At 71.2% G+C, this 11,433-nt stretch carries 12 protein-coding genes; 2 read left to right on the top strand and 10 right to left on the bottom strand.

Features of this window, described 5'->3' with window-relative positions; genetic code table 11:
* Window positions 1-160: 160 nt before the first annotated feature.
* Entirely contained in the window at window positions 161-2,710 is a 2,550-nt protein-coding gene (gene pepN / locus O7631_RS31795; RefSeq protein ID WP_278147608.1) for an aminopeptidase N, read from the top strand.
* Window positions 2,711-2,794: 84 nt separating this feature from the next.
* The gene (locus O7631_RS31800; protein WP_278147609.1) at window positions 2,795-3,358 is read left to right on the top strand and encodes a Uma2 family endonuclease; all 564 of its coding nucleotides are present in this window, start codon (window positions 2,795-2,797) and stop codon (window positions 3,356-3,358) included.
* 54 nt (window positions 3,359-3,412) lie between these two features.
* On the opposite strand, the gene O7631_RS31805 is transcribed toward O7631_RS31800, so the two are convergent.
* From O7631_RS31805 to O7631_RS31850, 10 genes are all read right to left on the bottom strand, one after another.
* Window positions 3,413-3,820, bottom strand: a complete 408-nt coding sequence (locus tag O7631_RS31805; protein ID WP_088988018.1) for a DUF5130 family protein — start codon at window positions 3,818-3,820, stop codon at window positions 3,413-3,415.
* The gene (locus O7631_RS31810; RefSeq protein ID WP_269683788.1) at window positions 3,807-4,103 is read right to left on the bottom strand and encodes a hypothetical protein; all 297 of its coding nucleotides are present in this window, start codon (window positions 4,101-4,103) and stop codon (window positions 3,807-3,809) included. The genes O7631_RS31805 and O7631_RS31810 overlap by 14 nt, the downstream gene beginning before the upstream one ends.
* Window positions 4,104-4,178: 75 nt before the next feature.
* The gene (locus O7631_RS31815; RefSeq protein ID WP_278147610.1) at window positions 4,179-5,642 is read right to left on the bottom strand and encodes an amidase; all 1,464 of its coding nucleotides are present in this window, start codon (window positions 5,640-5,642) and stop codon (window positions 4,179-4,181) included.
* A 168-nt stretch (window positions 5,643-5,810) separates the two neighbouring features.
* The gene (locus tag O7631_RS31820; RefSeq protein ID WP_278147611.1) at window positions 5,811-6,812 is read right to left on the bottom strand and encodes an amidohydrolase family protein; all 1,002 of its coding nucleotides are present in this window, start codon (window positions 6,810-6,812) and stop codon (window positions 5,811-5,813) included.
* Entirely contained in the window at window positions 6,812-7,336 is a 525-nt protein-coding gene (locus O7631_RS31825) for a 3-hydroxyanthranilate 3,4-dioxygenase (RefSeq protein ID WP_278147612.1), read from the bottom strand. The genes O7631_RS31820 and O7631_RS31825 overlap by 1 nt, the downstream gene beginning before the upstream one ends.
* On the bottom strand, window positions 7,333-7,755 hold the full coding sequence (locus O7631_RS31830) for a RidA family protein (protein ID WP_278147613.1): 423 nt from the start codon (window positions 7,753-7,755) through the stop codon (window positions 7,333-7,335). Before O7631_RS31830 ends, O7631_RS31825 begins: the two co-directional genes overlap by 4 nt.
* Window positions 7,752-8,525 (bottom strand): fumarylacetoacetate hydrolase family protein, encoded by a 774-nt coding sequence (locus O7631_RS31835; protein WP_278147614.1) that lies wholly within the window; start codon window positions 8,523-8,525, stop codon window positions 7,752-7,754. Before O7631_RS31835 ends, O7631_RS31830 begins: the two co-directional genes overlap by 4 nt.
* Window positions 8,522-9,613, bottom strand: coding sequence for a 4-hydroxy-2-oxovalerate aldolase (gene dmpG, locus O7631_RS31840; protein ID WP_278147615.1), 1,092 nt, complete (start codon window positions 9,611-9,613; stop codon window positions 8,522-8,524). Before dmpG ends, O7631_RS31835 begins: the two co-directional genes overlap by 4 nt.
* On the bottom strand, window positions 9,610-10,542 hold the full coding sequence (locus tag O7631_RS31845) for an acetaldehyde dehydrogenase (acetylating) (RefSeq protein WP_278147616.1): 933 nt from the start codon (window positions 10,540-10,542) through the stop codon (window positions 9,610-9,612). Before O7631_RS31845 ends, dmpG begins: the two co-directional genes overlap by 4 nt.
* 76 nt (window positions 10,543-10,618) lie before the next feature.
* Window positions 10,619-11,416, bottom strand: a complete 798-nt coding sequence (locus tag O7631_RS31850; RefSeq protein WP_278147617.1) for a fumarylacetoacetate hydrolase family protein — start codon at window positions 11,414-11,416, stop codon at window positions 10,619-10,621.
* Between the last annotated feature and the right edge of the window lie 17 nt (window positions 11,417-11,433).

Below are 11,433 nucleotides of genomic sequence, written 5' to 3' on the forward strand. Positions count from 1 at the left end.
CCACGGCACGTCGAGCGGCACCTGAATGAGAGCGTGACCTCGGCCACCGCGGGCTGCCCGCACGTGGAAGACTCGAATCGGGCCGGCCGCCACGAGTGGCTGGGAGACGGACGCCGCCGGGCGTTGGCGTGATGTGGGATGGAGACGAACAGTGCCGGGAGTGCGCAACCTGACGCAGGTCGAGGCGACCGAGCGGGCCCGCCTGCTCAACGTGACGGGGTACGACATCAGGCTGGACCTGTCGAGCGCCGTGCTGGCGGCGGACGGCCGTACGTTCCGGTCCGTCACCGAGGTTCGTTTCCGCTGTTCAGAACCAGGTGCGAGCACGTTCATCGAGTTGGCCGCCGACTCGGTACGGTCCGCGACGCTGAACGGCACCCCGGTCGACCTCTCCGAGTGGTCGGCCGAGAAGGGCCTGGTGCTGTCCGGATTGGACAGCGACAACACGCTGGTGGTCGACGCCGACTTCGCCTACTCCAACAGTGGTCAGGGGCTGCACCGCACCGTCGACCCGGTGGACGGCGAGACGTACCTCTACAGCCAGTTCGAGACCGCCGACGCGCAGCGGGTGTTCGCCTGCTTCGACCAGCCCGACCTCAAGAGCGTCTACACCTGGCACGCCACGGTGCCGGCGCACTGGCGGGCGGTGTCCAACATGCCGGTGCAGCGGGAGGAGCCGGCGGGTGAGGCGCTCAAGACGCTGCACTTCGCCGAGTCGCCGCGGATGAGCACCTACATCACGGCGATGTGCGCCGGGCCGTACCACGAGGTGCGGGACAGCCACGACGGCATCGACCTGGGGGTGTTCTGCCGCGCGTCGATGGCGCGCTACCTCGACTCCGACGACCTGTTCCTGATCACGAAGCAGGGCTTCGACTTCTTCCACGAGAAGTTCGGTGTGCGCTACCCGCTGCCGAAGTACGACCAGCTCTGGGTGCCCGACTTCAACGCCGGCGCGATGGAGAACTTCGGCTGCGTCACGCACGCCGAGTCGCACTACCTGTTCCGCTCGCAGGTCACCGACTTCGAGTACGAGCAGCGGGCCAACACGATCCTGCACGAGCTGGCCCACATGTGGTTCGGTGACCTGGTCACCATGCGCTGGTGGAACGACCTGTGGCTCAACGAGTCGTTCGCCGAGTGGGCCAGCCACTGGTGCAACACCAACGCCACCCGGTTCACCGAGGCGTGGACGACGTTCCTGTCCATCCGGAAGAACTGGGGCTACCGGCAGGACCAGCTCTCCTCCACCCACCCGGTCTACACCGAGATGCCGGACATGGAGGCCGTCGAGGTCAACTTCGACGGCATCACGTACGCCAAGGGCGCGAGCGTGCTCAAGCAGCTCGTCGCGTACGTGGGTGAGGAGCCGTTCGTCGCCGGGTTGCGGGCCTACTTCGGCAAGCACGCCTGGGGCAACGCCACCTTCGACGACCTGCTCACCGAGTTGGAGGCGGCCTCCGGCCGGGAGCTGCGCAAGTTCGCGGCACAGTGGCTGGAGACCGCGCAGGTCAACACGTTGCGCCCCGAGGTGACCATCGGCGCGGACGGCACGTACGAGCAGGTGGCGGTCCTGCAGGAGGCGCCGACCGCGTACCCGACGCTGCGGACGCACCGGATCGGTGTGGGTCTCTACGACCTGACCGACGGGCGGCTGGTCCGCCGTGAGCGGTACGAGGTGGACGTGACCGGCGAGCGGACCGACCTCGCCGAGCTGCGCGGTGTGCGCGCCGCCGACGTGCTGCTGCTCAACGACGACGACCTGAGCTACACCAAGCTGCGCCTCGACGAGCGGTCGATGGCCAACGTGGTGCAGCACATCGGTGGCTTCGAGTCGTCGCTGGCCCGGGCGCTGTGCTGGACGGCCGCGTGGGACATGACCCGCGACGCGGAGTTGTCCGCCCGCGACTACGTGGCGCTGACCCTGAGCGGGCTGCCGGCCGAGACCGACATCAACCTGGTCACCGCCACCCTGCGGCAGGCGACCACCACGCTCACCGTGTACGCCGACCCGGCGTGGGCGCCGACCGGCTGGGCCGACCTGGCCCGGACCGCCCGGGACGCGCTCGCCAACGCCGAGCCGGGCAGCGGTTTCCAGATCGCCTGGGCTCGTGCGTTCACCTCGGCGGCGCGCTCCGACGAGGACCTGGCCACGTTGCGGGGCTGGTTGGACGGCACCGGCATCCCGGCCGGGCTGACCGTGGACACCGAGTTGCGGTGGTCGGTCCTCGCCGCTCTGGTGGCGAACGGCGCGGCGGGTGCCGCCGAGATCGAGGCGGAGTTGGCCGGCGACCGCACCGCCAGCGGTGAGCGGGAGGCCGCGTACGCCCAGGCTCTGGTGCCGACGGCGGAGAACAAGGCCGCCCTGTGGGCGCTGCTGACCGGCCCCGACGCGTTGCCGAACTGGCGGCACCGGGCTCTGTTGCAGGGCTTCGCGCACCCGACGCAGGTGGAGCTGGTCGCCCCGTACCGGGAGCGGTACTTCGCGAACGTCGCCCAGGTGTGGGCCACTCGGGACAGCGAGCCGGCGCAGGAGTTCGCGCAGTTGGCGTACCCGACCTATCTGGTGGAGGACGACACTGTGGCGGCCACCGACGCGTGGCTGGCCGGCGACGGGCACCCCGGCCCGCTGCGCCGGTTGGTCGCGGAGGGTCGCGACGGTGTGGTGCGGGCGTTGAAGGCCCGCGCGAAGGACGCCCAGCAGAGCTGACCAGCGAGTACATGGCCCGGGCCGGTGTGGGCTGAGAGCTCACGCCGGCCCGGGCCGTTATGGTTGCGGAAGGAGGTGGACGCGATGGCACAGCCGACCTACCAGTGGCAACCCCCGGAGCGGGGCTGGCGCGAGCAGGACCTGTCCGACCTGCCCGAGGACGGGAACCGCTACGAGATCATCGACGGGAGCCTGCACGTGACACCACCCCCGGGTTATGGGCATCAGGAACTGGCGGATGAGCTACGGGCGGCCCTTCGATCGGCGGCGCCGGCCGGTTGGCGGGTTATCCGGGAAGCGGGGCTTCGAGCCGTCGAGGGCAACCTCATCCCCGATGTCACGGTGCTGAAGCCGACAGCCCCGAGGGACGGCACCTGGATCGAAGCAGCGGACGTCGCACTTGTCGTCGAGGTGGAGTCACCGAGCAGCCGTCGGCATGACCGGTTCACCAAACCGTCGCTCTACGCTGAGGCCGGCATCCCCGCCTACTGGCGGGTCGAGCGCGGCGACTTCGGCCCCGTCGTATACCGCTACGAGCTGGTGAAGGGCGTTCACTACAACCTGCTCGGCACGGTCGGCCCGGACGACCCGGTGCAAATCGACGAGCCGTGGCCGATGCGCCTCGATCCCTCCGCCTGGCCCCGCTGAACGCGAGAAGCCCGGCCCGCTTTCCAGCGGGCCGGGCTTCGTCGTATGTCTGGATCAGCCCTTGCCGGCGTGGCTGGCGAGCTGGTCGAGGCCGTTGATGATGCCGCCGGCCAGGTCGCCCCCGCTGAACGCGCCGGCCATGGAGAGCGCGGCCAGCTTCGCGTACGTGTCCGGGATGCGCTTGCGGGCGTACCGCCCGGTGATGATCTCCAGCTGCCGCTGGTTGGGCGACACCGCGATCAGCACGGACTTGTCGGGGTCGGCGAGCTGGCGGTGCAGCCGCTGGGCGTGCTCCCGCACGGGCTCGTCGAGACCACCGACGAAGACCGAGAAGACCAGGCCGGTGCCCTGGTCGGCGAGGCGCAACGCCTCGTCGATGCGCAGCAACTGGCGGGTCGAGAAAGGCCCGTCCAGCACCTCGGGCGGATTCTCCGACCCGGTCTGCTTCTCACCAACGGTCACTTGCGCCTCCGGTTCCACCGGCCGGCGCCTCGACGCTGGCCTGCTCAAGCTTGCGGCTGGTCAGCGCGGGCGCCTGCGCCCCCGCCGTCAGCGCGGTGCCGGCCGAGTCGGCCAGCTGCTCCGGGCGGCCCAGGAACCAGACCGGAGTGAAGTCGAAGGGCCGGCCCGGGCGGTAGCGCTTGTGGCCACCCCCGCCGGTGGTGGCACCACCACGGCTGCCGGCGTAGGTGAGACCGGTGATGACCAGCACCGCGGCCAGCGGGATGCCGACGAAGACCAGCAACGTCTCGGTAACAGACAATCCCAACGCCCCCAGGCGGAAGAAGGACGACCTCGAACAGCCGGGTCGAATGGACGATCATGATGCCGACCACCCGACGCCGTCACCATTCACGTTAGCGGAGTCGGCGGCCCGCCAGATTGCGGGGTGCCGATCCCATCCGTCACTGGAGTTCTCCAGTTGCGCAGCGGTCGCGATCAGCAGCGCGTCGTCACCGTACCGGCCCGTGAGCAGCACCCCGACGGGCAGTCCGTCGGTCGTGCTGCCCACCGGCAGGGAGACGGAGGGATCGCCGGTGACGTTGAAGACGGCGCAGTAGGGCGAGAAGCGGCGTTGCCTGTCGAAGTCGGCCGCCGGGTCACCATCGGCGGTGAACCAGCCCACCGGTGCCTGCGGGGCGGCCAGGGTGGGACAGAGCAGCAGATCGACCCCGGCCGTGCGGCGGGTGCCGAGGCGGACCTGCGCCTGCAACTCCCCCAGGGTGGCGGCGAGCGTGCCGGCGCTGATCTCAGCGCCCCGGGCGCGCATCAGCCGCGTCAACGGCAGCAGCTCCGCCTCCCGTTGCGGCGGCACCGGGGCGAGCGCCAACACGTACCAGAGGATCTCGAACAGCGGCCACACCGTCGGCGTGAGCGGCGGCGGCACCTCGACCACCTCGTGCCCGGCCGCGGCGAGCAGCGCGGCGGCGGTGTCCACGGCGGCCACGCAGTCGGGGTGCACCGGCTCGTCGGCGAGCATCGGCGTGGTGAACCGGCCGATCCGCAGCGGGCCGGGCTCGGCCCGGCGCGCCACACCCAGATAGCCCTCCGGCGGCGCCGTCGGCGACAGGTAGGGCTCGCCGGGCACCGGCACGGCCATGACGTCGAGCAGCGCGGCGACGTCGGTGACGGTCCGCCCGAGCGGGCCACCGGTGGGCAGGCCGAACGCGCCGGAGCCGACCGGTCCGCCGGAGACCAGGCCACGACTGGGTTTGTAGCCGACCAGGCCGCAGAGCGACGCCGGGATGCGCAGCGAGCCACCACCATCGGAGCCCTGGGCGACCGGGACCAGCCCGGCGGCCACCGCCGCCGCGGCGCCGCCGCTGGACCCGCCAGCGGTGTACGCCAACTGCCACGGGTTGCGGGCGGGCGGGGCGACCCGACCCTCCGAGTAGAGGGAACAACCCAGCTCGGAAGTCGTCGTCTTGCCCAGACTGACCAGGCCGGCGGCCTTGATGAACCGGACCACGTCGGCGTCGACCGGCGGGACGAAGTCGAGGAAGGCCGCCGAACCGAAGGTGGTGCGCACCCCGGCGGTGAGGGTCAGGTCCTTGATGGCGGTCGGCACGCCGTGCAGCGGGCCGCGCGCCTCGACCGGCACTGCGTCGGCGGCGCGGGCGGCCTGCCGGGCGAGGTCCTCGGTGACGGTGACGAACGCCCCCACGGTGTCGCCGAGCGCGGCCACCCGGCCCAGGCAATGCTCGACCAGCTCGACGCTGGACAACTCGCCACGCGCGACGGCGGCTGCCTGCTCCAACGCGGTCAGGTCGTGCGGCTCGGCCATCCCGCCATCCTGCCGGTCGCCGGCCCTCGGCGCAGCCGACACGCGCTGCCTGCCGAAAACGGACCAGCCGGACCTCGGGACAGCGCTACCCGCAGATCTTGGACAGTTTCCGTTACGCCAGAACGGAAACTGTCCAAGATCTGCTCATGGCAGGGGCGCGGCGGCCCTTCAGCCATGCAGGAAACGCAGGGCGTTGCCGGATTGGATCTTGTCGCGTTGGGCGTCGCTGAGGAAGTCCGCGTCGCGGACCACCGCCCCGGCCGGCCGTTCGCCCAGCGGGTACGGGTAGTCGCTGCCCACCAGCACCCGGTCCTCCCCCATCGTGTCGACCAGCAGCCGCAGCGCGGGCGCCGCGAAGACCACCGAGTCGACCAGGAACCGGTCGACGTAACTGCTGGGCGGGGCGACGGACGCGCCCCGCACCAGGTCGCCCCGGCGGTGCCAGGCGTTGTCGGCGCGGCCGAGCCAGAACGGGAAGCTGCCACCGCCGTGCGCGAAGCAGATCCGCAGCGTCTCGGGCACCCGGTCGAACACACCGCCCAGGATCATCGCCAGCACCGACAGGTGCGTCTCGGCGGGCATCCCGGTGAGCCAACGGGCCATCCAGCGGCCCAGCCGTGGACCGTCCGGCATGTCCCACGGGTGGACGAAGACGGGTGCCCCGACCTCTGCGCAATGCTGGAGGAAGGTCACCACACCGGCGTCGTCCAGATCCCGGTCGCCGACGTGGTTGCCGATCTCCACACCCACGTGGCCGGCGGCGAGGCTGCGATCCAACTCGGCGCAGGCGGCGTCCGGGTCCTGGAGCGGCACCTGACAGAACGGCACCAGCCGGTCGCCACCGGCGGCGGTGACCTCCAGGGTCAGGTCGTTGAAGATCCGGGCGACCTTCACCGCCTGGTCGGCCGGACGGTCGTAGCTGAAGAACACCGGTGTGGGCGAGACCACCTGCACGTCCACCCCGTCGGCGTCCATGTCGGCCAGCCGCTGGGACGCGTCCCAGCACTCGGCGCCGACCGGACGGAACTCCGTCTCCCCCACCATGATCATGGCGGCGCGCTCGGAGTCGACCCGCAGCCACGGCCAGTCGGACCCACCGCACGCCGCGCCGAGGTCCGGCCACCCCTTCGGTACGACGTGCGTGTGCACGTCGACCACACCTGCGGGCATCAGCCCTTGCCCGGGTGCAGGGTGCCGCAGTCGGCGCACGTACGCGCCGCCTCGTCGGTGTAGAACGCCTGGAACACCGGCGGGAGGTCGGCGGCGATGTCGCGGACCTGCAACTCCACCTCGTGCACCTTGTTGCCGCACTCCGGGCAGTACCACTGGAAGGTCTCCAGCGTGCCCTCCTCACGGACCCGCTCGACCACCACACCGATCGAGCCGGCCTCCGGCCGCTGCGGGGAGTGCGGGGTGTTGCGCGGCAGCATCCACATCTGACCCTCGCGCACGTACACCGTACGCGGCCCGTCCGGGGTCATCAGGTTGATGTGCATGTTGCCCTTGACCTGGTAGAAGAACTCCTCGTACGGGTCCACGTGGAAGTCGGTGCGCTGGTTGGGCCCGCCCACCACCATCACGATGAAGTCGTCCCCGCCGGGGAACATCTCCTTGTTGCCCACCGGCGGCTTCAACAGGTGCTGGTTGTCAGCGATCCAGCCCGGAAAGCTGAACGGTTCGGCGATCTCACTCACGACTGACCTCCTGAGGGAAGAAGGGCCACGGCCTGGATCTCGATGAGCAGGTGCGGGTGCGGCAACTGGTGCACCGCGACCGTCGTACGGGTCGGCCCGGACGCGTCGAAGAACTCCGCCCAGACCTCGTTGTAACCACCGAAGTCGTTCATGTTGACCAGGTACGACGTCACCTGGACGAGGTCGGTGAGGTCCGCGCCGACCGAGCGCAGCAGGTCCCGCACATTTTCGATGACGGCCCGCGTCTGGGCCCGGATGTCCAGGTTGGTGGTGCCGAGATCGTCCACCTCGACACCGGCGAAACTGTTGTCCGGCCGCCGCGACGACGTACCCGAGACGAAGACGAACCCGCCGGCCACCTTGACGTGCGGGAAGGCCCCACGAGGGACGGCTTTTCCCGCGACGACCCGCGCGGTCACGACGACGCCCGCATCGACGCGGTGCCGAGCTTCTCGACGACGGCGCGGACGTGTGCGCCGGGACGCAGCGGAACGGCCGCGGTCGCGGCGCCGGCCAGGAAGACCCAGCCGGACTCCAACCGCACCCCGTGCCGACCGGCCAGCCGGATGCCCTCGTCGAGCGCCCGGCGCGGGTCACCGAGGATGGCGGCCGTCGAGCCGACCTGCGCCACCCGGCCGTCGACCTCCAGCAGCACGCCCAGGTTGTCCAGGCCGGCCGGCACCGGCGACCACGCCCCGATCACGAACGCGGCGGCGGAGGTGTTGTCGGCGATCACGTCCGGCAGCGAGAAGCGGAAGTCGGCGTACCGGGAGTCGATCAGCTCGATGGCCGGGGCGACCGCGCGGACCGCGTCGGCGAAGTCGCCGACCGGCTCGCCCGGCTCGGGCAACCGGTCCAGCAGGAACGCCACCTCCGGCTCGACCCGGGGGTGGATGTACGCGGCCGGGTCCACCACGCCACCGTCGGGCACCCGCATCGCGTCGGTGAGCCGCCCCCAGATCACCTCGTCCACGCCGACCTGGGCCATTTTCGCCCTGCTGGTCAGCCCCATCTTCAGACCGACCAGCCGCTCACCGGCGTCGACACGACGCTGGAGCAGCGCGGCCTGCACGGCGTACGCGGCGTCCACGTCCAGGCCGGTTTCGGCGGCGAGCTGCGGGATCGCGGTGGCGGTGTCGGCCGCCGCGCCCAGCTTGTCGGCGATCCCGACGATGTCCGGTCCGATCATGCTGCCTCATCCTCCGTCCGCGACCGCGGGTCACGCGAACGCTCCGTGCCGGCCAGGTCGAGTGCGACGTCCACGATCATGTCCTCCTGGCCGCCGACCATCCGACGCCGGCCCAGCTCGACCAGGATCGACCGGACGTCCACGCCGTACTTCGCGGACGCCCGCTCGGCGTGCCGCAGGAAGCTGGAGTAGACACCCGCGTACCCCAGGGAGAGCGTCTCCCGGTCCACCTGGACCGGCCGGTCCTGCAACGGGCGGACGATGTCGTCGGCCGCGTCCATCAGCGCGAACACGTCGCAGCCGTGCTTCCAGCCGTGCAGCTCGGCGACCGCGACGAAGACCTCCAGCGGCGCGTTGCCGGCGCCCGCGCCCATGCCGGCGAGCGACGCGTCGACGCGGACGGTCCGACCCGACGGCGACCCGAGTGGACCGTCGCCGAGGATCCGGCCGTGCTCGACGGCGAGCACGCTGTTGGCGACCCCGAGCGACAGGTTGTGGTGCGCGTGGATGCCGATCTGCGTCTCCGGGGCGAGGACCTGCCGGTACGCGTCGACCCGCTGCGCCACGTCGGACATCAGCAGCCGACCACCGGAGTCGGTGACGTAGACGCAGTGCGCCCCGTACGACTCCATCAGCTTGGCCTGCCCGGCCAACCCGGCCGGATCGAACATGTGCGACATCATCAGGAACCCGGCGACGTCCATGCCGTTCTCCCGGGCCCACGAGATGTGCTGGGCGCTGATGTCCGCCTCGGTGCAGTGCGTGGCGATGCGCACGCTGGTCACCCCGAGCGCCTTCGCCGCCTTCAGATCGGCGATGGTGCCGATGCCGGGCAGCAGCAGCGTGGTCAGCTTCGCCGTGGTCAGCACCTCGGCGGCGGCGGAGATCCACTCGGCGTCGCTGGCCGCGCCGTGGCCGTAGTTGACGCTGGAACCGGCGAGTCCGTCACCGTGCGCCACCTCGATGGCGGCCACCCCGGCGGCGTCCAGCGCGGCGGCGATCGTCCGCACCTGGGCGACCGTGTACCGGTGGGCGATGGCGTGCATGCCGTCGCGCAGCGTCACGTCCTGGATGTACAGATCGGTCATGCCACCGCTCCCGTCGAACGCAGGGCGACCAGCCGCTCCGCGGTACGCAGCGCGGCGGAGGTCATGATGTCCAGGTTGCCGGCGTACGCGGGCAGGTAGTGCCCGGCGCCGGAGACCTCCAGGAAGACCGACACCTGCAGGGCGGTGAGCTGACGCCCGAGCGTCGGCAGGTACGCCTCGACAGTGTCGAACTGCACGTCCTGCTTGAGCCGGTAACCGGGGACGTACTCCTGCACCGTCGCCACCATGTCCGCCACCGAGGCGGCGATGGCGGCGGTGTCGGCGTCGGCGTCCGGGCAGAGGCAGTAGACGGTGTCCCGCATGAGCAGCGGCGGGTCCGCCGGGTTCAGCACGATGATCGCCTTGCCCCGCTCGGCTCCGCCGACCACCTCTATGGCCCGGGCCGTGGTCTCGGTGAACTCGTCGATGTTGGCCCGGGTGCCCGGGCCGGCCGAGCGGGACGAGATCGAGGCGACGATCTCCCCGTACGCCACCGGGGTGACCCGGCGGACGGCGGCGACGATCGGCACGGTGGCCTGTCCGCCGCAGGTCACCATGTTGACGTTCGGCTCGTGCAGGTGCTCGTCGAGGTTGACCGGCGGCACCACGTAGGGACCGATCGCGGCCGGGGTCAGGTCGACAACGGTGCGGCCGTGCGCCCGCAACACCTCGTCGTGGCGTCGGTGCGCGCCGGCCGAGGTGGCGTCGAAGACCAGCTCGACGTCGGCGAACTCGGGCATCGCGACGAGCCCGTCCACACCGTCGGCGGTGGTGGCGACGCCGAGGCGGCGGGCCCGCGCGAGGCCGTCGGAGGCCGGGTCGATGCCGGCCATCGCCACCATCCGCAGGCTGTCACTCAGCCGCAACACCTTGATCATCAGGTCGGTGCCGATGTTCCCGGAACCGAGCACCGCCACACCTGTGGTCATGACGACACTCCGCTTCGCTCCGTGCCGCCCTGACCACTGACAAACCTGCGCCGATGATTCGCTCGCTGACGCTCGCTCATGCGGCGACCTCCTTGCTGAAGCAGGTGCGCACCGAGCCGAGCCCGGAGATCCGGGCCTCGTACGCGGCACCGGGGGTGACCGGCACCATCGGGCCGAGCGCCCCGGAGAGCACCACGTCCCCGGCCCGCAGCGGGTCACCGGCGCGGGCGAGGGTGTCGGCCAGCCAGAGCAGGGCGTGCAGCGGGTTGCCGAGGCAGGCCGCGCCCGCGCCGACCGAGACCGGCTCACCGGCGTGCTCCAGCACCATGCCGCACAGCCGCAGGTCGACGTCGGCGAGCCGGCGCGGGGTGGTGCCGAGAACGAAGAGCCCGCTGGAGGCGTTGTCGGCGACGGTGTCCACGATGGAGATGTCCCAGGCGGCGATCCGCGAGTCGACGATCTCGATCGCCGGCAGCACGTGGTCGACAGCGCGGATCAGGTCGACCGTCGTGATCTGCGGGTCCGGGAGGTCCCTGTCGAGCACGAACGCGATCTCCGCCTCCACCCGGGGCTGGAGCAGCCGGTCGATGGGCACCTCGACCCCGTCGCCGACCGCCATGGCGTCGGTCAGCATGCCGAAGTCCGGTTGGAACACCCCGAAGGTCTCCTGCACCGCCCGGGAGGTCAGCCCGATCTTCGCGCCGACCCGGCGTTCACCCCGGCCCTGCCAGGCCCGCGCCTGGAGTTGCTGCACGCGGTACGCGGACTCGACGTCGCCCTCCGGCAGCAGCCGCCCGCGCAGTGGTGGGCACGGCTTGCCGGTGCTGCGCGCGTCGGCAAGCTCCCGGTTGGCGGCCTCGATGTCAGCTTCCATGCCCGCTCCCTCGCTAC

This window comes from Micromonospora sp. WMMD967 (genome assembly GCF_029626165.1).
In the GTDB taxonomy this organism is placed as follows: Bacteria; Actinomycetota; Actinomycetes; order Mycobacteriales; family Micromonosporaceae; genus Micromonospora; species Micromonospora taraxaci.

What these genes read in the sequence shown, in the direction of transcription:
- O7631_RS31820 (WP_278147611.1), bottom strand. Translation starts at nt 6,812, where the DNA reads ATGCCCGCAGGTGTGGTCGACGTGCACACGCACGTCGTACCGAAGGGG.
- O7631_RS31835 (WP_278147614.1), bottom strand. Translation starts at nt 8,525, where the DNA reads ATGATCGGACCGGACATCGTCGGGATCGCCGACAAGCTGGGCGCGGCG.
- dmpG (WP_278147615.1), bottom strand. Translation starts at nt 9,613, where the DNA reads ATGACCGATCTGTACATCCAGGACGTGACGCTGCGCGACGGCATGCAC.
- O7631_RS31815 (WP_278147610.1), bottom strand. Translation starts at nt 5,642, where the DNA reads ATGGCCGAGCCGCACGACCTGACCGCGTTGGAGCAGGCAGCCGCCGTC.
- O7631_RS31850 (WP_278147617.1), bottom strand. Translation starts at nt 11,416, where the DNA reads ATGGAAGCTGACATCGAGGCCGCCAACCGGGAGCTTGCCGACGCGCGC.
- O7631_RS31800 (WP_278147609.1), top strand. Translation starts at nt 2,795, where the DNA reads ATGGCACAGCCGACCTACCAGTGGCAACCCCCGGAGCGGGGCTGGCGC.
- O7631_RS31845 (WP_278147616.1), bottom strand. Translation starts at nt 10,542, where the DNA reads ATGACCACAGGTGTGGCGGTGCTCGGTTCCGGGAACATCGGCACCGAC.